The sequence below is a fragment of the Pseudomonas sp. UBA4194 genome (genome assembly GCF_002379585.1).
GTDB lineage: Bacteria > Pseudomonadota > Gammaproteobacteria > Pseudomonadales > Pseudomonadaceae > Aquipseudomonas.
The window spans coordinates 51,317-69,262 of the sequence record NZ_DFUE01000052.1; the positions used below are offsets into that span (position 1 = coordinate 51,317).

Sequence of the window (17,946 nt, forward strand, 5' to 3'; positions counted from 1 at the left end):
GGACACACTGAGGGGCGTGTTGAACGTGCTATCACTCGCCAAAGCGTGCCGCTTACGCTTTGGGCTCGTCCCAGTCGCTACGGGTCGCAGCAGTCAGCGCATCCCAGTCATCAGGAGGATTGCCGCGGCCCAGCATCTTCTCGAATACGGCATAGGGGTCGGATTTGCTGCCTGCGGATCGTAGGGTATTTTCGTCGTTGACCCATGCGTAGACGATGACCTTGGACCTTGAGTCGTAGCGAAAGAACAGCCGAAAGCGCCTCCCGATTTTTGCCCGCCGCCAATGTCGGTAGGCGGTGCCAAGCGTGTTGCCTTGGCGGAACTCATCCCGGCCCGGGTCGGTAGGCACAGCCTCCATGATCAGATGGCTCAATGCCCGAAATAGCTTGACGTTGGCGTTGCTCTCAAAACCTTGCGGGTCGTTCTGCTCGGCTCGGGTGGCAGCCTCTTGCAATTTGAGTAGCTGTAAAGTCACACCTTCATGGAACAACAGTGTCCAGCCATGTCGCAGCATCAGATCGCGACCTCACCATCGATATCATCGTCCAGGTTTACGCAGTGGTTTGCGTTGGCGAGCATGGTTTGCGCCAAGTTTTCCGGCAGAGTGGTGAGGTGACGGCCGCCTCGGATATCAGCCTCCAGCAAACCCAGGAACGCACCGATGGCAGGGTCTTCGTGGGTAGTTTCTACGCGGCTGACCACGATTTCACCTCCGCGGACGTTGAATGCAATCTTGCCACCCGTGTCAATGCCCAGTAGCTGGCGAACAGATTTGGGTAGTGTGACCTGCCCCTTCGAGGTCAACGTGGCGATTTCGTGGATGGCAGGCATGAGTATTCTCCCGAGTGTATTGGCTGAATGGTAAGGAATAATCCTTACGCGGTCAATTTCGATTCCATGCCAATCAAGCATAAGCCGGGTTAAGGCTCAGCGGCCCTACCGCTGGAGTGAAGAGGTCAGCGTCCGGGAAATATGATCAGCTTAACGGACTGTTAGACAACGGCTAAAGACTCTCAGGGTCGCCAAAAAAACTTTTTGACTGAGCTCTAGCGCGGTAGTTACAGGCCATAAAAAACTGATAAATCCGCTATACTGTGGCTTAAGTCAAAAATATTGAGTTAACACCCGTTATGCTGGACTTATCTTTCAGTAAGCCGGAGGAAGTGGTGGGACGTCTTTGCGAGCGCCTGCGCACGGAACGCTTGGCTCTTCAGCTCAGCCAGGCCGATGTTGCCGGCCGCGCAGGTGTTGGCGTGAACACCGTTTCCAACCTTGAAGCAGGGCGCAATGTAGGCCTGGAGAATATGGTTCGTGTGGCCATGGTGCTCGGCCGAGGCAAGGAGCTCGAAGCCTTGTTCCTACCTAGGCTTGAATCCATCGAAGACATCCGCCGTTACGAAAGCGGCGCCAAACGTCAGCGCGTCAGAAGGAAAAGCAACGATGCTCCAGCAGGTTGACGTTTATTACGAAGGCTGGGGCGAACGGTGACTGTGGGGCACGCTCCTCAGCGGCTGTTACAGCCCTTTGTTCAGGAGTTAAATTCAATGGTCAACGCCTCGCAGGCCCCGCTGATTCTGATCACGGGTGGAAGTCGTGGAGTAGGGGCGGCAACGGCTCGGCTGGCCGCCGCAAGAGGTTACGATGTCGCGATCAGTTACGTCGCCAACGAGACCGCAGCGCTCGCGGTGGCCGCAGACGTGGAAGCGTTGGGGCGCAGAGCATTGGCGGTGCGGGCCGACAGTGCGGACCCCCAGCAGGTGGCTGATTTGTTTGCGGCTATCGACCACTCGTTTGGACGCATTGACGTGCTGGTCAATAACGCCGGCATGCTGGCACCTCAGTCACGCCTGGAGGGTCTCGGCTTCGAACGGATGCAGCGCATTTTTGCGGTCAATGCCATTGGGCCAATACTCTGCGCCCAGCAGGCGGTAAAGCGCATGGCCTACCGTCACAACGGCCCAGGCGGCGTAGTGATCAATGTCTCCTCGGCCGCAGCGCGCCTTGGCAGTCCGAATGAGTACATCGACTATGCGGCGTCGAAAGGAGCTTTGGAGACGTTCACCACCGGCTTTGCAAAGGAAGTCGCACGGGAAGGCATACGCGTCAACTGTATCCGCCCCGGACATATCTACACCGAAATGCATGCCAGTGGCGGTGAGCCGGGGCGAGTCGATCGCGTCAAGGACTCCATTCCCATGGGGCGGGGTGGTCAGCCTGAGGAAGTGGCACGTGCGATTCTGTGGTTGGCGAGTGCGGAGGCATCATTCGTTACCGGTACGTTTCTGGATGTAACGGGTGGTAAATGAGGTGGAGGAGCTCCCGTCAGACAACGGCTAAAGACTGTCAGGATCCCCAAAAAACATCTGAATCCGCGACCTCAACCACCGCTCTCCCGGATCGTTATCCTGCGACCCACGCCAGGCCAGATGCAGTTCGAACGTCTGCGTCTCCAGCGGCAGCGGTTCTGCTCGCACACCCCCTGCTGCCGTCAAGGCTTCAGCGGTGTAGTCAGGCACGGTCGCGACGATATCGGTACCCGCCAGCAGCGAGCTCAAACCATTGAACTGCGGCACGGCCAATACCACATGACGCTTGCGGTCGTGCTTTTCCAGTTCGCCGTCGATGAAGCCACTCAGGTCCCCGGCAAACGACACCAGGGCATGAGGGCGGTCGCAGAATTCCTGGAGGGTCAGGGCGCCGGGTTTTGTGTCGGCGCGCAGCAGCATGGGCCGGCTGCGGCGTAGCACCTTGCGCTTGGCGTTGGCGGGCAGGTCATCGGTGTAGCTCACGCCGATGGAAATCTCGCCGGACGCGAGCAGCGCCGGCATCAGAATGTAGTTGACCCGGCGAATCACCAGGACGATGCCAGGGGCTTCGGCGCGGATGCGCTTGAGCAGCAGCGGCAGCAGGGCGAATTCAACGTCGTCGGACAGGCCGATACGAAACACCGCAGTGCTGGTGGCCGGGTCGAATTCCGAGGCGCGGCTCACGGCCGTGGAGATCGAGTCCAGAGCGGGTGAGAGCAGGGCGAAGATTTCCGTGGCGCGTGCCGACGGCTCCATGCTGCGTCCAGTGCGCACGAACAGCGGGTCGTCGAACAGGCTGCGCAGGCGCGACAGGGCCGCGCTGATCGCTGGCTGGCCCAGGAACAGTTTCTCGGCAGCGCGGGTGACGCTGCGCTCATGCATCAAGGTTTCGAACACGATCAACAGGTTCAGGTCGACACGACGCAGGTCGTTACGGTTCATCTCATAGGCCCGCTGGAACATGAAGAAGGGAGTGGCGTGGTGAATCTTAAGGGCAAAGACTGTTAACCTGCACGGGTAAATTCAGTTTTGCTCGTCTGGCAAAGCCGGTGTAGAGCCTGCGCTCGGCGAAATCGATGGCAAGCATGTCGACTATTAATAGGCGCGGGTGGCTTAAGCGCCAAAGCCCAGATAAAGTTCAGGGTATTAGAGGTTTACAAGGCGAGGTTTGCGATGTCCCGCACGATCCGTTTTCATAAATTTGGTCCGGCCGAAGTTCTCAAGTGCGAAGAGCACGAGGCTGCTTCGCCTGCTGCGGGCGAAGTGCAGGTGCGTGTGCAGGCCGTGGGTATCAGCTGGTACGACGTCCTTTGGCGGCAGAACCTGGCGCCTTCCCATGCTCGCTTGCCAGCTGGTCTGGGCCAGGAAATGTCCGGTGTGGTGACCGCGCTTGGCGAAGGCGTGGAGGGTTTTGCCGTAGGTGACAAGGTCGCCAGCTTTCCGGCGCAAAGCCCCAACGAGTACCCGGTCTATGGCGAGGTCATCGTCCTGCCGGTCACTGCGCTGACCCGCTACCCGGACCTCCTCACGCCAGTCGAGGCGGCGGTTCATTACACGCCATTGCTTATCGCTTATTTTGCCTATGCCGAACTGGCGCGGGCCAAGCCAGGGCAGACGGCCCTGGTGACTGACGCGAGCCACTGTGCCGGCCCTTCGTTTGTGCAGTTGGGCAAGGCCCTGGGCTTGAAAGTGATTGCCGCCACACGCTCACCGGATGAGCGCGACTATCTGTTGTCGCTGGGCGCCGAGAAAGTGATCGTCACCGAGGAGCAGGACTTGCTGATGCAGATCAACAAGTACACTGGCAATCGGGGTGTCGACATGGTTCTGGATGGTCTGGGCGGTCCGCAGATGTCCATGCTTGGGGATGTGCTGGCGCCACGCGGCAGCTTGATCCTGTATGGCCTGCAGGGTGGCAACCAGACGCCGTTTCCAGCCTGCGCGGCGTTCCAGAAGAATATCCAGTTCCATGTGCACTGCCTGGGCAACTTCCTGGGCAAGCCGGAACTGGGTATTACCCAGGATGGCGAAGCGCTTCAGCGCGCCCTGCGCGACATCAATCAGCTCACCGCAGACCGCGTGCTGGTGCCGCAGATCGCCAAGGTGTATCCGTTCGAGAAGTTCATGGAAGCGCATAAAGCCATGGACGAGTGCCCGTGCGGCGGCCGCATCGCCCTGGAGTTGGGCACTGCCTGAGCACGTCCCCTTCACGTGTTGATTGACACATCTGTTGCGGCTCTCGCCGCAACAGCCCGGTTTCCTCGCTTTTTGTTCTGCATTTCCGCTTCGCTGTAGGAAGCGTCCTCGCCTTTTTTCAGACTCAGCCCAATTGTCTGAACACCTGCTGCTGGTGCCTCATGTCTCGACGATGGATCGAGCACGCCCAGGGTCTTTTCCAGGTCCGTATCTGCATGGTTTTTTGCGCTCCTTCTGTATCTTTTAATCAGGTTGCAGCTCTCCATAATGCCGGTCTGACGCCCGTGTCCCGTCCTCCCGCCAATCGGCGCAGCAAGGCATGTCGCGGGGGAGTCTGAGCACTGGACGCGGATATCAAGCAATGAGCGTGATGCACCAACAAGCAATGAACTACGTCTACCAGCAGGTGCTGACCAAACTGCTGGGTACTTTCTCCATCGCCCAGCGTTCGGCCGTGCAGACCTTGATCCAGCGCCTGCAGTTGGCCGCTGGAGGCGCGCAGCGGTTGGGTACCTACAAGATCATGCTGCTGGTGGCGGGAGACAAGGCCAGTGCCGGCGCCATGGCCCTGTTGCGTGCGGCCCAGCTGACCCTGGCCGCGCGCAACCAGCCCACTTTCCGTATCCGCATGGTGGTGCACGCTCACGGTCAGTTTGACGCGCAGCGGCGGGAGAACATCCAGCATTGCTGCAACGCACTGTTCGTGCATGACGATCCCAGGGTGGAGATGCTCCAGCTGTCCGACGGCAAGGTGGGCGTCTACGATCCCCTCAAGCTCGCGGCGGGCGGCGGCAAGCCCAGTGGACGCAATGAATTGCTGTTGTGTGGCCATATGGGCAGCGCCAGGTTGTATGCCCGCTTGCAGCATGAAGGCTATATGGCCCTCACGCGCATCTATCGACGCTTGCTGGCCTGGCGCGGCGGGGCAGATGCCATTGCCGTCGACTATCCACCTGTCCAGCGCCGTCGATTCGTCTCGTGGGGGATGGCCAGTTTGCGCAGCGCTGGCCAGGGTCCCCTGCCGCGAGGTCAGTGGCAGGGGACACGCTGCTTGCGTGCCCTCGAGTTGCTCGCTCACCCCAGCGACATGCTGCCGTGCCCAGCGCATGGTCGCTACGTTGGAGAGGTCAAGGAAGCGGCCTTCCTGCCGCTGTTCGAAATGATGGGGACATTGCCCAACTACAGCGGCTTGCTGGCGTTCCTGGGCTGCAAGGTGGCGGAGCCGATCTTTCACCCCAGTGAGGGCAGGCATCGGCATGTGGCCTTGTTGGGCCACATCGCTGGCCTGCGCGGCGAGCATGTCGAACAGTGTGGTTATGCGGCAGGCTTGCAACGCTACCTCCGCCTATTGCGCGGAGGCGCAAACCCCGCCGTACGGGTGCCGCCTGTGGAGCTTGCCCGTGAGCAAGCCCAGGCGCTGGCCCGAGTTGCCTACGGCCTGACCGAAACCCAACTGACGTGTCTGGTATTCGCCCCCATCGTTGGCCATGCCGCAGGCATGGAGGCATTCCTGCGTGCGTGTCATCCCGGCATGCTGGTGGCGTTGCCTTATCTGCACAAGGCACTGCAGGGCGCCGCCGCGCCAGACCAGGTTACGCAGTGGCTGCAAGAATGTACCGGGCTGCCACTGCCCGTTCTGCAGGAGCTGTACCGCCTGCGACCGGCCACATGAAGGGCGCGCGGGGAAGCGGCGCAGCGCAATTTGCTTACCTGGGCGTCTATCGCTATCTACTTGCCCTGCTGGCCGCCGTAGAGCCGGGACAGCGGATCAAGCTTCCCTCGCTGCGCGCTCTGGGCCGTCAGCTGGGTGTGTCGGTATCCACGGCGCAGGCCGCCTATACGCTTCTGGAAACCGAGGGGCGCATCCATTCGGTGGCCAAATCCGGCTATTTTGCCGACGGGCCGGCACCATTTCCGCCCGCCCTCTACGGTTCGGACTTGCTGCAGCGAATGCTCGCCAGCGCCTGTCAGCCGACGATTCAGGCTTTCAGTCGGGGTGCGCCGCCGGCTGACACCGTGGCCGTTGGGCAACTGCTGAAGTTGGAAGCCCAGCTCGCACGTCGCTACCCGGCGGGACTGGCCGAGTTGGCGCAGCCGGGTGGCGAGCTGGAGCTGCGTCGTGTGCTTGCGGCCCGCTACACTCGATCACTGCACGACTCCTGGAGCGCTGACGATGTCTACATCGGCAGCGATTTCAGCGCGGTGTTGGAGATGACCTGGACGGCGCTCGAGCTCAAGGGCGCGGTGGTGGCGGTGCCGGCGCCTTGCTCATGGCGAATTCTCAGGACGTTGCAGGCCGCAGGGGCACAGGTGGTTGAACTGGCGCTGGCACCTGGCGAGAAATTCCCCCTGCAGCGGCTGCAGGCCTTGTTCACCCGGCATCGGGTACGGGTCATCGTGCTCGGCTCGTCGTTCCTGTGGCCGTTGGGTATGGCACTGAGCGACGCCGATAAGCGCGGGATCGCGCGACTGCTCGAGCGGCAAGGTGTTTGGGTGGTCGAGGACGATACCCAAGGCGACCTGGCCGTGCGCCCCGGCATGCGCTTTCGCGAGCTGGTCGATCCGCAGCGGCTGCTGGTGCTGGGGTCGCTGCAATACAGCCTGGGTGCCGAAGCACCTTTTGCCTACCTGTTGAGCCGGCACTGGCATGCCGGGCTGCAGCGCCTTTGCCTGCAACGCGCGGCCGTGCCCCCTCCCTTGCGCCACAAAGCCCTGGCGCGTTTCATCGGCAGCGGTGGTTACGACGCTCATATCACCCGGCTGATCGCACGTGTCCAGCCACAGGTGGCGGCTCGGGCCAGGGTCCTGCGCACAGTGCTCGATGAACACCTGCACATCAACGTGCCAGCGGGAGGCGCCACGCTGTGGGCGGCCGCTCGCCACCCGGTCGATATGCGCAGCGTATTCGAGACGCTGCGCCAGCAGCGCTTTCTGATTGCCCCCGGGGATATCTTCAGCCTCCAGGGCCACTGCCAGCACCACCTGCGAGTGGATGCCAGCCGTCACGATACGAACACATTCGAGCGGTTGCTGGTTGCCCTGGGCTGCGCCCTGGAGCGGCATCGGGTCTAGCACCATCGGTCATTTTCCGTTTGCCTGATTTTCGGTCTGTATGTATAACCAGTAAAATTTTGTATCAGATCTGGCAGCGGCGTGGCATTCGAACCTCTGGAAAACCCTTTCTATTACCTGGCCAACTTTCGTCAGGTACTGGCGTGGCTTGGGCAGCGCTACGCCGATGTACTCGATGACGAAGAGCACGGGTTCATCCGTCGCTTCGCCACGCTGCCGGACAATGCCCAAGCCTTGCTGGTGCGCATGATCATGCGCAAGGGCGCGCTGTTCCGCGCCAGTCGCCTGAACTACCCGGAAATTGGCTGTACCCTGACGGCGGCACGCCCGCTGCTGGTCGAAGGATGGCTGGATGACCAGGCACCTTTGACCCTGGAGCAGGTGTTCGACCTGCTGGTCAAGCCCGAGCTGATCACCCATTTCAGCCACCTCCAGTTGCGCAGCACGCTGTCCAAGGCACAGATCTTTGAAATATTGGCTGCAAGCGAATGGCCTGCCCAGCCGCTGGGGCAATGGTGCCCGGCGCTTGGCGATGCCGTGTACAGCCTGACCGTGGATGAGCTGTGTGACCGTCTGCGCTTGCTGTTCTTCGGCAATCTGCGCCAGGGCTGGGCGGATTTCGTCCTGGCCGATCTGGGGGTATACCGTTACGAGTCGGTGCCGATGGGGCCAGAATCCCGGGGCCTGACTCACCGCGATGACGTCGCCGCGTGCATTGCCTTGCACGTCTGCGGAGAAGCCATGGAAGCCGGCGAGGCCAGCGCGGACCTGCACCAGCAGTTGCTGGCCATCAATACGGACAAATCCTGGCTGCAGCGGCGCCGGGAAAAGCTGCTGTTCCGCCTGGGTTACGCGTGTGAGCGTCAGCAGAACATGGAGCTGGCGCTGACCATCTATAGAAGCTGTAGCTTTCACCAGGCCCGTGCACGGGTGATTCGCGTGCTGGAGCTGACCGGCGCCTATGCGCAAGCCCTGGCACTGGCCGAGGAGGCCAGCGCAGCGCCGGTGGACCCTGCTGAAGCGCAGCAATTGAGCCGAATGCTGCCGCGCCTGCGTCGACATGTGGGCCTACCGGCGGGCCCGCGGCGAACCGCGGCCAAGGTCGAGCGGCTGGATCTGGCGGTGCAACTGTGCGACCAGCCATTGAGTGTCGAGCAGCGCGTGGCGCTGTATCTGCACGGCGAGCAGCAGCCTGTGCACTACGTCGAGAACACGCTGTTCAACGCCCTGTTCGGCCTGCTGTGCTGGCCGGCCATCTTCGCACCGCTGCCGGGGGCATTTTTCCACCCGTTTCAGAGTGGGCCGGCAGATCTGCTGCAAACGGACTTTCGCGCGCGTCGTGGCGAGCTGTTCGCGGCTTGTCTGGGACAGCTGGAAACGGATGAATACAAGGCTTCGATTCGCGCGACCTACCAAGCCAAGTGGGGTCTGCAATCACCTTTCGTGCACTGGGGCATGCTCGATGAACCTTTGCTGGAGCTGGCCTTGCAGTGCATTCCGGCCGAGCACCTGAAGCACTGTTTCGACCGCTTGCTGGAAGATATAAAGGCCAACCGCACCGGCATGCCAGACCTTATCCAGTTCTGGCCCGAGGAGCGTCGCTACCTGATGATCGAGGTCAAGGGCCCGGGGGACCGCCTGCAGGACAATCAGCTGCGTTGGCTGGATTTCTGCGCGCGCCACCAGATGCCGGTGCAGGTCTGTTATGTCGAGTGGGCTGGGCAGACCGCGTGAGTTACCGAGTGGCCGTGCGTGCCTTGTGCGAGTTCACCGCCAAGGTGGGCGATCTGGACCTGCGCTTTACCCCGTCGCCGTCGGCCCTGGAAGGGATGGCCGGGCATCGCCGGGTCACCCAGGGGCGCAGTGCGGGCTATCAGACTGAAGTGGCCTTGTCTGGCGAGTTTCATGAACTGCAGGTGCGCGGCCGCGCGGACGGCTACGATCCTGCGCTCAACCGGCTGGAAGAAATCAAGACCCACCGCGGCGACCTGGCCCTGCAACCGCAGAACCATCGCCAGTTGCACTGGGCTCAAGCCAAGGTCTATGCCTGGCTGATGTGTCAGTCGCTGCAGCTCGAGCAGATGGATGTGGCCCTGGTGTACTTCGATGTGGACTACGACAAGCAGACACTGTTTTCCCAACACTATCAGGCCGCCGAGCTAGAGGCCCACTATGAGCGCCTGTGCACGCTGTTCCTCGCGTGGGCGCGCCAGGAGCTGTCGCGCAAGGCGGAACGGGACCTGGCCCTGACCGCGTTGAAGTTTCCTCATGGGACCTTTCGCGCCGGGCAGCGTGAGCTGGCCGAGACCGTCTACAAGGCGGTCAGTACCGGCCGTTGCCTGATGGCCCAGGCCACCACTGGCATCGGCAAGACGTTGGGCACATTGTTCCCGTTGCTCAAGGCCGTGGTACCGCAGCAACTGGACAAGATCCTGTTTCTAAGCGCCAAGACCCCAGGCCGCGCGTTGGCCCTGGAAGCGGTCAGCCAACTGCATCGGCAACCGGGCCTGCCCCTGCGCACCTTGGAAATGGTCGCCCGCGACAAAGCCTGCGAGCACCCCGACAAGGCGTGCCATGGCGAGTCCTGTCCCTTGGCCAAAGGGTTTTACGACCGCTTGCCGGCGGCCCGTGAAGCCGCGGTTCACGTCGCCATCCTCGACCAGGCCACGGTGCGCCGCATTGCCCTGGAACATCAGGTGTGCCCGTACTACCTCAGTCAGGAACTGGCGCGCTGGGTCGATATCGTGATTGGCGACTACAACTATTACTTTGACCTCAATGCCTTGTTGTTCGGCCTGGCCCAGGAGCATCAGTGGCAGCTCGCGGTGTTGGTGGATGAATCCCACAATCTGGTCGACCGTGCGCGCGGCATGTACAGCGCCACGCTCGACCAGAGCGCGCTGCAGGCCATTCGCAAGGCGCCACCAGCGAAGCTCAAGAGCCCGCTGCAGCGGCTGAACCGAGAGTGGAACGTGCTCTACGCCGAGCAGATAGCGCCGTACCAGGTCCACCCCAGGCTGCCGGACAAGTTCATCCTAACGCTGCTGCGCTGCATCAGCCTGATCACTGACGAGATGAATGCGCAGCCACAGGGTATCGACCGCGAATTGCTGGATTTCTATTTCCAGGCCTTGCAGTTCACCCGTGTCGCCGAGCTGTTCGACGAGCATTATCTGTTCGATGTGACCCGTCGCGATCCCCCCGGCAAGCGCGCCCAGGCCCAGCTGTGCCTGCGCAACGTGGTGCCTGCGCCGCTGCTGGCACCGCGCCTGGCGGCGGCGCGCAGCGCCATACTGTTTTCCGCCACCCTCAGCCCGCGCAACTATTACGCTGACCTCCTGGGATTACCCAAGGATTGCGCCTGGATCGATGTGCAATCGCCGTTCAGCGCCTCCCAGTTGGAAGTGCGCATCGTCGACAGCATCTCGACGCGTTTCAATCATCGTCAGGCATCGCTCGGTCCCATCGCCGACTTGATCGCGCAGCAGTACCTCCAGCAACCGGGTAACTACCTGGCGTTCTTCAGCAGCTTCGATTACCTGCAACAGGTGCAAGGGCTGCTGGCCGAGCGCTACCCGCAGATCGACCTGTGGGCGCAGGCGCGGAAGATGGATGAAAGTGCGCGCCGGGATTTCCTCGGGCGATTTACCGAAACCAGTCGGGGCGTGGGGTTCGCGGTACTGGGCGGCGCTTTTGGCGAAGGCATCGACCTGCCCGGCGCACGACTGATCGGGGCGTTCATCGCTACCTTGGGGCTAGCGCAACTCAATCCGGTCAATGAACAGATCAAGGGCCGCATGAACGCGTTGTTCGGCTCTGGATACGACTACACCTATTTGTACCCTGGATTGTGCAAGGTGGTGCAGGCGGCGGGAAGGGTGATCCGCGGCCAGGATGATCGAGGGGTGGTGGTATTGATCGATGATCGTTTTGCCGAAGGGCGGGTCAAGGCGCTGTTCCCGCGCTGGTGGGAGGTTTAGTGGCGGCCTCGTCGCCTAGTGCGTAAGGCGACGATAGCGCTCGGACCGGCACGCACCCATAAAAAAACCCGCCGAAGCGGGTTTTTTCAAAACACGGATCATCAACCTTTGACGATCACCGTCCCCAACTGAAAGCCGGCATGCTGCACCAATTCCAGCAACGGCTGCGGGTAAACCCCCAACACGAAGGCCAGTACCGCGATCGCCAGCAGCATCACGCCGCCGGTGCGTTGCTCCCACTTCAGCGGGGCGTCGGTGCGACGCAGGTTCTTCTCCATCAGGAACAGGGTCACCATCACCCGCAGGTAATAGAACACACCGATCGCGCTGCCCACCACCAACGCGCCGGTCAGCCACCAGAGCTGCGATTCGACGCCAGTGGCGATGATGTAGAACTTGCCGATGAAACCGGCGGTCAGCGGAATGCCCGCCAGCGACAGCATCATCACCGTCATCACTGCCGTAAGGTACGGACGGCGCCAGAACAGGCCGCGATACTCGTACAGCGCATCGGCATCACGCCCGTTGTAGGGCGAGGACATCAGGGTGATGACCCCGAAGGCGCCCAGGCTGGTGATCACGTAGGTCACCAGATACACGCCAATGGCTTCCAGCGCCAGGCCCTTGCTGGCCACCAGCGCGATGAGGAGGTAACCGAAGTGCGCAATGGACGAATAGCCCAGCAGACGCTTGATGTTGCTCTGGGTGACAGCCAGCAGGTTGCCGATCAGGATCGACGCCACCGCGATCACCGCTAGGGTATCGTGCAAGATGCCGCTGCTGGCAGCCGGTGACAGCTGGAATAGGCGCACCACGACGGCAAACACTGCTACCTTGCTGGCGGTTGCCAGGAACGCAGCGACCGGAGCAGGGGCGCCCTCGTAGACGTCCGGGGTCCACAGGTGGAAAGGCACCAGCGACAGCTTGAACGCCAGGCCCACCAGCATCATCGCCAGACCCAGTTGTGCCAGCGCGCTCGGTACGCCGGTTGCGGCCAGGGCCTGACCGATACCGGAGAAGCTCAGGCTGCCGGCATCGGCGTACAGCAGCGCCATGCCGAACAGCAGGAACGCGGAGCCGGCGGCCGACAACACCATGTACTTGATGCCGCCTTCCAGTGAACGCTTGTTGAAGAAGGCATAGGCGATCAGGCCATAGGTGGGCACCGACAGCAGCTCCAGGCCAATGAACAGGCCTGCCAGGTGCTGCGCGCAGACCAGCACCAGCCCGCCCAATGCCGCCATCAGGATCAAGAGGTAAAGCTCTTCGCGGTTGCCGGGGTAGCCCGAAGCGCCGTCGCCCAGGTAGGCATGAGCGAGCGTCACGCAGGCCAGGGTGGCAATCAGGATCAGGGCCATGTACAGCGCCGCGAAGTTATCGACCTGCAGCAGTGGCGTAACGGTGATAGGGGTGAGCTTGAGCACCGGCAGAATCGACAGCAGCGCCAGGTTCAGCCCCGCACACGACAGCAGGAACGTTTGCGAATGGTTGCGCCGCCAGGCGATCGCCAACATCACCGCAACGACGGTGACGGTGGTGATCAGCAGCGGCGCAAGCGCAATAAAGTGTTGAATCGTCAGGTCCATAGCGCTCTTACCGGGCCGAAGCGAGTTGAGTGAAGGCGGTGCCGAACCACTGCTGCACACCGGTCATGGTGGCGGCGGAGGTGTCGAGGAAGGGCTGCGGGTAGACGCCAAGCAGAATCAGCAGGCCCGCAAGGCCCAGCACCATGATCAGTTCGCGGTTGTCCATGCCGGCCAGAACGGCGTCGGACTTGGAAGGGCCGAAATAGGCACGGTGGATCATGATCAGCGAGTACACCGAACCGAACACCAGGCCAGAGGTGGCAATCGCGGTGACCCACGGCGCCACGGTGAAGCTACCCAGCAGAATCAGGAACTCACCGACGAAGTTACCGGTTCCCGGCAGGCCGAGCGAGGCGGCCGCAAAGAACAGGCTGATGGCCGGCAGGTAGGCGATACGCGACCACAAGCCACCCATTTCACGCATGTCGCGGGTGTGCAGGCGCTCGTACAGCTGGCCGCTCAAGATGAACAACGCCGCCGCCGACAGGCCGTGGGCGAGCATCTGGATCACCGCGCCTTGCAGTGCCTGGGCAGTACCGGAGTAGATGCCGATCAGCACGAAGCCCATGTGCGACACGCTGGAGAAGGCGATCAGGCGCTTGATGTCGCTCTGCGCAAACGCCAGGAAGGCACCGTAGAAAATACCCACCAGACCCAGGGTCATGGCGATCGGTGCGAACTCCGCCGAAGCGTTCGGGAACAGCGGCAAGGCAAAACGCAGCAGGCCGTAGGCGGCGGTTTTCAACAGAATACCGGCCAGGTCCACGGAGCCTGCGGTCGGCGCCTGGGCGTGAGCATCCGGCAGCCAGGAGTGGAAGGGCACCACCGGCAGCTTCACTGCGAAAGCGATGAAGAAGCCCAGCATCAGCAGGTATTCCACGTGCGCCGGCAGTTGCGCCTTGAGCAGATCGCTGTAGTTGAAGGTCAGCACGCCAGTGTTGCTGTAGTTGAACAGCACCAGGGCCAGGATCGCCACCAACATGATCAGGCCGCTGGCCTGGGTGAAGATGAAGAACTTGGTGGCGGCGTAGATCCGGGTCTTCTTGCCGTCCGAGGAACTGTGACCCCAGAGCGCGATGAGGAAATACATCGGCACCAGCATCATTTCCCAGAAGAAGAAGAACAGAAACAGGTCCAGGGCCAGGAACACGCCGACCACGCCGCCCAGAATCCACATCAGGTTGAGGTGGAAGAAGCCGACGTGGCGCTGGATCTCTTTCCACGAGCACAGCACCGAGAGGATACCGAGCAAGCCGGTCAGCAGAATCATCAGCAGCGACAGGCCATCGAGGGCCAGGTGCACGCTGATGCCGAAGCGTTGAATCCAGCTGAACTTGAATTCATAGGCCCAGGCAGGCTCAGCGCCAGGTGCCGGTGCCAGGGTGTAGTCGCCATGGGCCCACAGCCAGAGGCCGAGTGCGAGTTCCAGGGACATGGTCAGCAACGCGATCCAGCGGGGCAGGGTAGCGCTGCTGCGCTCCGCTACCCAGCACAGAAGGCCGCCGATGAAGGGGATCAGGATCAGCCAAGGCAAAATCATGACGGGCTCAATTCCTTTCGCAAAGTCGCAAGATTCATATCAGACCGCAGCCAGTACAACGGCACCGAGCACAAGCACGGCACCAGCGGCAATCGAAGCGGCATACCAGCGCAACTGGCCTGTCTCGGTACGGCTCATGGCGTTGTTGCCGCCCTTGGCCGTACGCGGAATCAGGCCGATCACCTGGTCAACCGGGTCCTTGCGCAACAGGTGGCTGATCAGCAGGTACGGTTTGACGAACAGCTTGTCGTAGATCCAGTCGAAGCCCCAGGCGGCGAACCACCAGGCCGACAGCATCCGGCCCATGCCGCTGTTGGCCACGGCCGTGGCGAAGCGACGCTTGCCGAGGAACAGCATGGCGGCCAGCAGGATACCGGCAAGCGCGATGGCCCCTGAGGCGATTTCCAGGCTGTGCTTGGCTTCGCCACCGGCGTGGCCGACGCTCTGCGGCAGGACGCCGGCCAGCGGCGGATGAATCCATGCGCCGATGAAGGTCGACAGCACGATCAGCACGCCCAGCGGCAGCCAGTGGGAAATCCCGTGGCCGGCGTGGGCTTCGGTCTTGGCTTCACCGTGGAAGGTGATGAAGATCAGGCGGAAGGTGTACAGCGAGGTCATGAACGCGCCTACCAGCCCGGCATACAGCAAGCCGTTGTGGCCGCTGGCGAAAGCTTCCCAGAGAATCTCGTCCTTGGAGTAGAACCCGGCCGTCAGCAGCGGCAGGGCGGCCAAGGCCGCACCGCCGACGATGAAGCTAGCATAGGCCAGTGGCAGTTTCTTCCACAGGCCGCCCATCTTGAAGATGTTCTGCTCGTGGTGGCAGGCCACGATCACCGCACCGGACGCCAGGAACAGCAGCGCCTTGAAGAAGGCGTGGGTCATCAGGTGGAAGATCGCGCCTTCCCAGGCGCCGACGCCCAGGGCCAGGAACATGTAGCCAATCTGGCTCATGGTCGAATAGGCCAGGATACGCTTGATGTCGGTCTGCACCAGCGCGGCGAAGCCGGCCAGTACCAGGGTCACGCCGCCGACGATGCCTACCAGGTGCAGGATGTCCGGCGCCAGGGCGAACAGGCCGTGGGTACGGGCAATCAGGTAGACGCCCGCGGTCACCATGGTGGCGGCGTGGATCAGTGCCGATACCGGGGTCGGGCCCGCCATGGCGTCGGCCAGCCAGGTCTGCAGCGGCAGTTGCGCGGACTTACCCACGGCCCCGCCCAGCAGCATCAGGGTCGCCAGCACGATCCAGAAGTCACCGACCTTGAAGTGCTCCGGCGCCCGCACCAGCAGCTCCTGAATGTTCAGCGTGCCCAGTTGCTGGAACAGGATGAACAGGCCGATGGCCATGAACACGTCACCGATGCGGGTCACGATGAAGGCCTTCAGTGCCGCGTTGCCGTTGTTGCGGTTGCTGTAGTAGAAACCGATCAACAGGTACGAGCACAGCCCCACGCCTTCCCAACCGAAGTAGATGAACAGCAGGTTGTCGCCCAGCACCAGGAACAGCATGCTGGCGATGAACAGGTTGGTGTAGGCGAAGAAGCGCGAGTAGCCGTCTTCACCGCGCATGTACCAGGACGCGAACAGGTGGATCAGGAAACCCACGCCCACCACCACGCCGAGCATGGTGATCGACAGGCCATCCAGATACAGGGTGAAGTTGGGTTCGAAGCCGTCCACCGACATCCAGCGCCACAGCAGTTGGGTGTACACACCGCCCTCGGGCGGCGAGACGTTGAACTGCCAGATGACGTAGGCGGCGACGATGGCCGACAGGCCGATGGAGCCTACGCCGATCAGCGCCGAGAGGTTTTCCGAGAAGCGCCCGCGGGAGAACGACAGCAGCAGGAAGCCGATCAGCGGGAATACGAAGGTCAGAAAGATCAGGTTCATCCGCGCATCTCACTGGCAGCGTCGATATCAAGCGTGTGGAAGCGGCGGTACAGCTGCATCAGGATCGCCAGGCCAATGGAGGCCTCGGCGGCTGCCAGGCTGATGACCAGGATGAACATCACCTGGCCGTCTGGCTGACCCCAACGCGCGCCCGCCACGATGAACGCCAGAGCCGAGGCGTTCATCATGATTTCCAGGCTCATCAACACGAAAAGAATGTTACGGCGGACCATCAGGCCGACCAGACCAAGGGTGAACAGGATGCCGGCGACTGCCAGGCCATGCTCGAGAGGGATAGCGGGCATCTGTTTACTCCTTTTCCGTACGGCCGAGGTGGAACGCCGTCACGGCTGCGGCGAGCAGCAGCATCGACGCCAGTTCAACCACCAGCAGGTAGGGCCCGAACAGGCTGATACCCACGGCCTTGGCATCGACCGTGGTCTGGCCGATACCGGCGGCGCTGGGGTTGGCGAACAGCACGTACATCAATTCCAGCAGCAGCAAGGCGCCGAGGAAGACGGGACCGGCCCAGATGCCGGGCTTGAGCCACACACGCTCTTGTTGCACCGATGCTGGCCCAAGGTTGAGCATCATCACCACGAACACGAACAGCACCATGATGGCGCCAGCGTAGGCAATCACTTCCAGAACACCGGCGAACGGTGCACCCAGCGCGAAGAAGGTCATGGCCACGGCGATCAGGGAAATGATCAGGTAGAGCAGGGCGTGCACAGGGTTGGTATTGGTGATCACCCTGAGGGTGGACACCACCGCGATACCCGACGCGAAATAGAAAGCGAATTCCATCTTTCTTCCTTAAGGGAGCAAGCTCTTCACGTTGATCGGCTGGGCTTCGTTCTGCGCGGCGCCTTTCGGCTTGCCGGCCACGGCCATGCCCGCAACACGATAGAAGTTGTAGTCAGGGTTCTTGCCGGGGCCGGAGATCAGCAGATCTTCCTTCTCGTACACCAGGTCCTGACGCTTGAACTCGGCCATTTCGAAATCCGGCGTGAGCTGGATCGCGGTGGTTGGGCAGGCTTCCTCGCACAGGCCGCAAAAGATGCAGCGCGAGAAGTTGATGCGGAAAAAGTCCGGGTACCAGCGACCGTCTTCGGTCTCGGCCTTCTGCAGCGAGATGCAGCCCACCGGGCAGGCCACCGCGCAGAGGTTGCAGGCCACGCAGCGTTCTTCGCCGTCGGGGTCGCGGGTCAGCACGATGCGGCCGCGGTAGCGCGGCGGCAGGTACACGGCTTCTTCGGGGTATTGCAGGGTGTCACGTTTGCGGAAACCGTGACCGAATACCATGATCAGGCTACGCAGTTGCGTGCCCGTGCCTTTTACGACGTCACCAATATATTTGAACATGGGTCAAT

General features: G+C 62.0%; 16 protein-coding genes. 7 read left to right on the forward strand and 9 right to left on the reverse strand.

Going from position 1 to position 17,946, the window contains the following annotated elements; genetic code table 11:
• Positions 1-52: 52 nt before the first annotated feature.
• Both B3397_RS13725 and B3397_RS13730 read right to left on the reverse strand, forming a co-directional pair.
• Entirely contained in the window at positions 53-514 is a 462-nt protein-coding gene (locus B3397_RS13725) for a type II toxin-antitoxin system YhaV family toxin (RefSeq protein ID WP_296250949.1), read from the reverse strand.
• Positions 514-831 carry a type II toxin-antitoxin system PrlF family antitoxin gene (locus B3397_RS13730; RefSeq protein WP_296250951.1) on the reverse strand — a complete coding sequence of 106 codons (318 nt, stop codon included), beginning with the start codon at positions 829-831 and terminating at the stop codon, positions 514-516. The genes B3397_RS13725 and B3397_RS13730 overlap by 1 nt, the downstream gene beginning before the upstream one ends.
• Positions 832-1,130: 299 nt before the next feature.
• Here B3397_RS13730 and B3397_RS13735 point away from each other — a divergent pair, with 299 nt between their 5' ends.
• The gene (locus B3397_RS13735) at positions 1,131-1,457 is read left to right on the forward strand and encodes a helix-turn-helix transcriptional regulator (RefSeq protein WP_296250953.1); all 327 of its coding nucleotides are present in this window, start codon (positions 1,131-1,133) and stop codon (positions 1,455-1,457) included.
• 87 nt (positions 1,458-1,544) lie between these two features.
• Positions 1,545-2,306: an SDR family oxidoreductase gene (locus B3397_RS13740; RefSeq protein ID WP_296250954.1), complete on the forward strand. Its 762-nt coding sequence runs from the start codon at positions 1,545-1,547 to the stop codon at positions 2,304-2,306.
• A 27-nt stretch (positions 2,307-2,333) separates the two neighbouring features.
• Here the strand turns inward: B3397_RS13740 and B3397_RS13745 are convergent, their stop codons facing one another.
• Entirely contained in the window at positions 2,334-3,248 is a 915-nt protein-coding gene (locus tag B3397_RS13745; RefSeq protein ID WP_296250955.1) for a LysR substrate-binding domain-containing protein, read from the reverse strand.
• A 231-nt stretch (positions 3,249-3,479) separates the two neighbouring features.
• Here B3397_RS13745 and B3397_RS13750 point away from each other — a divergent pair, with 231 nt between their 5' ends.
• The 5 genes from B3397_RS13750 to B3397_RS13770 all read left to right on the forward strand — a co-directional run bounded on the left by B3397_RS13750 (position 3,480) and on the right by B3397_RS13770 (position 11,554).
• Positions 3,480-4,502 (forward strand): zinc-dependent alcohol dehydrogenase family protein, encoded by a 1,023-nt coding sequence (locus B3397_RS13750; RefSeq protein WP_296250957.1) that lies wholly within the window; start codon positions 3,480-3,482, stop codon positions 4,500-4,502.
• 370 nt (positions 4,503-4,872) lie between these two features.
• A complete protein-coding gene (locus B3397_RS13755; RefSeq protein ID WP_296250958.1) occupies positions 4,873-6,174 on the forward strand; it encodes a hypothetical protein in 1,302 nt (433 codons plus the stop codon).
• On the forward strand, positions 6,171-7,574 hold the full coding sequence (locus B3397_RS13760; RefSeq protein WP_296250960.1) for a PLP-dependent aminotransferase family protein: 1,404 nt from the start codon (positions 6,171-6,173) through the stop codon (positions 7,572-7,574). The genes B3397_RS13755 and B3397_RS13760 overlap by 4 nt, the downstream gene beginning before the upstream one ends.
• Before the next feature lie 81 nt (positions 7,575-7,655).
• Positions 7,656-9,308, forward strand: coding sequence for a VRR-NUC domain-containing protein (locus B3397_RS13765; RefSeq protein WP_296250961.1), 1,653 nt, complete (start codon positions 7,656-7,658; stop codon positions 9,306-9,308).
• A complete protein-coding gene (locus B3397_RS13770) occupies positions 9,305-11,554 on the forward strand; it encodes an ATP-dependent DNA helicase (RefSeq protein WP_296250962.1) in 2,250 nt (749 codons plus the stop codon). The genes B3397_RS13765 and B3397_RS13770 overlap by 4 nt, the downstream gene beginning before the upstream one ends.
• Positions 11,555-11,655: 101 nt before the next feature.
• Here the strand turns inward: B3397_RS13770 and nuoN are convergent, their stop codons facing one another.
• Genes nuoN through nuoI form a run of 6 tightly spaced genes read right to left on the reverse strand, consistent with a single transcriptional unit; the run spans position 11,656 to position 17,938 of the window.
• On the reverse strand, positions 11,656-13,140 hold the full coding sequence (nuoN, locus tag B3397_RS13775) for an NADH-quinone oxidoreductase subunit NuoN (protein WP_296250964.1): 1,485 nt from the start codon (positions 13,138-13,140) through the stop codon (positions 11,656-11,658).
• 7 nt (positions 13,141-13,147) lie between these two features.
• Positions 13,148-14,680, reverse strand: a complete 1,533-nt coding sequence (gene nuoM, locus B3397_RS13780; protein WP_296250966.1) for an NADH-quinone oxidoreductase subunit M — start codon at positions 14,678-14,680, stop codon at positions 13,148-13,150.
• A gap of 39 nt (positions 14,681-14,719) precedes the next feature.
• Positions 14,720-16,573 carry an NADH-quinone oxidoreductase subunit L gene (gene nuoL / locus B3397_RS13785; RefSeq protein ID WP_296250968.1) on the reverse strand — a complete coding sequence of 618 codons (1,854 nt, stop codon included), beginning with the start codon at positions 16,571-16,573 and terminating at the stop codon, positions 14,720-14,722.
• Positions 16,570-16,878 (reverse strand): NADH-quinone oxidoreductase subunit NuoK, encoded by a 309-nt coding sequence (nuoK, locus tag B3397_RS13790; RefSeq protein ID WP_296250970.1) that lies wholly within the window; start codon positions 16,876-16,878, stop codon positions 16,570-16,572. The genes nuoL and nuoK overlap by 4 nt, the downstream gene beginning before the upstream one ends.
• Positions 16,879-16,882: 4 nt before the next feature.
• Positions 16,883-17,380, reverse strand: a complete 498-nt coding sequence (gene nuoJ, locus B3397_RS13795; protein WP_296250971.1) for an NADH-quinone oxidoreductase subunit J — start codon at positions 17,378-17,380, stop codon at positions 16,883-16,885.
• A 9-nt stretch (positions 17,381-17,389) separates the two neighbouring features.
• Positions 17,390-17,938 carry an NADH-quinone oxidoreductase subunit NuoI gene (nuoI, locus tag B3397_RS13800; protein WP_296250973.1) on the reverse strand — a complete coding sequence of 183 codons (549 nt, stop codon included), beginning with the start codon at positions 17,936-17,938 and terminating at the stop codon, positions 17,390-17,392.
• Between the last annotated feature and the right edge of the window lie 8 nt (positions 17,939-17,946).

Coding starts and splice junctions, on each gene's coding strand:
- B3397_RS13725 (WP_296250949.1), bottom strand. CDS start 514: ATGCTGCGACATGGCTGGACACTGTTGTTCCATGAAGGTGTGACTTTA.
- B3397_RS13730 (WP_296250951.1), bottom strand. CDS start 831: ATGCCTGCCATCCACGAAATCGCCACGTTGACCTCGAAGGGGCAGGTC.
- B3397_RS13735 (WP_296250953.1), top strand. CDS start 1,131: ATGCTGGACTTATCTTTCAGTAAGCCGGAGGAAGTGGTGGGACGTCTT.
- B3397_RS13740 (WP_296250954.1), top strand. CDS start 1,545: ATGGTCAACGCCTCGCAGGCCCCGCTGATTCTGATCACGGGTGGAAGT.
- B3397_RS13745 (WP_296250955.1), bottom strand. CDS start 3,248: ATGAACCGTAACGACCTGCGTCGTGTCGACCTGAACCTGTTGATCGTG.
- B3397_RS13750 (WP_296250957.1), top strand. CDS start 3,480: ATGTCCCGCACGATCCGTTTTCATAAATTTGGTCCGGCCGAAGTTCTC.
- B3397_RS13755 (WP_296250958.1), top strand. CDS start 4,873: ATGCACCAACAAGCAATGAACTACGTCTACCAGCAGGTGCTGACCAAA.
- B3397_RS13760 (WP_296250960.1), top strand. CDS start 6,171: ATGAAGGGCGCGCGGGGAAGCGGCGCAGCGCAATTTGCTTACCTGGGC.
- nuoN (WP_296250964.1), bottom strand. CDS start 13,140: ATGGACCTGACGATTCAACACTTTATTGCGCTTGCGCCGCTGCTGATC.
- nuoM (WP_296250966.1), bottom strand. CDS start 14,680: ATGATTTTGCCTTGGCTGATCCTGATCCCCTTCATCGGCGGCCTTCTG.
- nuoL (WP_296250968.1), bottom strand. CDS start 16,573: ATGAACCTGATCTTTCTGACCTTCGTATTCCCGCTGATCGGCTTCCTG.
- nuoK (WP_296250970.1), bottom strand. CDS start 16,878: ATGCCCGCTATCCCTCTCGAGCATGGCCTGGCAGTCGCCGGCATCCTG.
- nuoJ (WP_296250971.1), bottom strand. CDS start 17,380: ATGGAATTCGCTTTCTATTTCGCGTCGGGTATCGCGGTGGTGTCCACC.
- nuoI (WP_296250973.1), bottom strand. CDS start 17,938: ATGTTCAAATATATTGGTGACGTCGTAAAAGGCACGGGCACGCAACTG.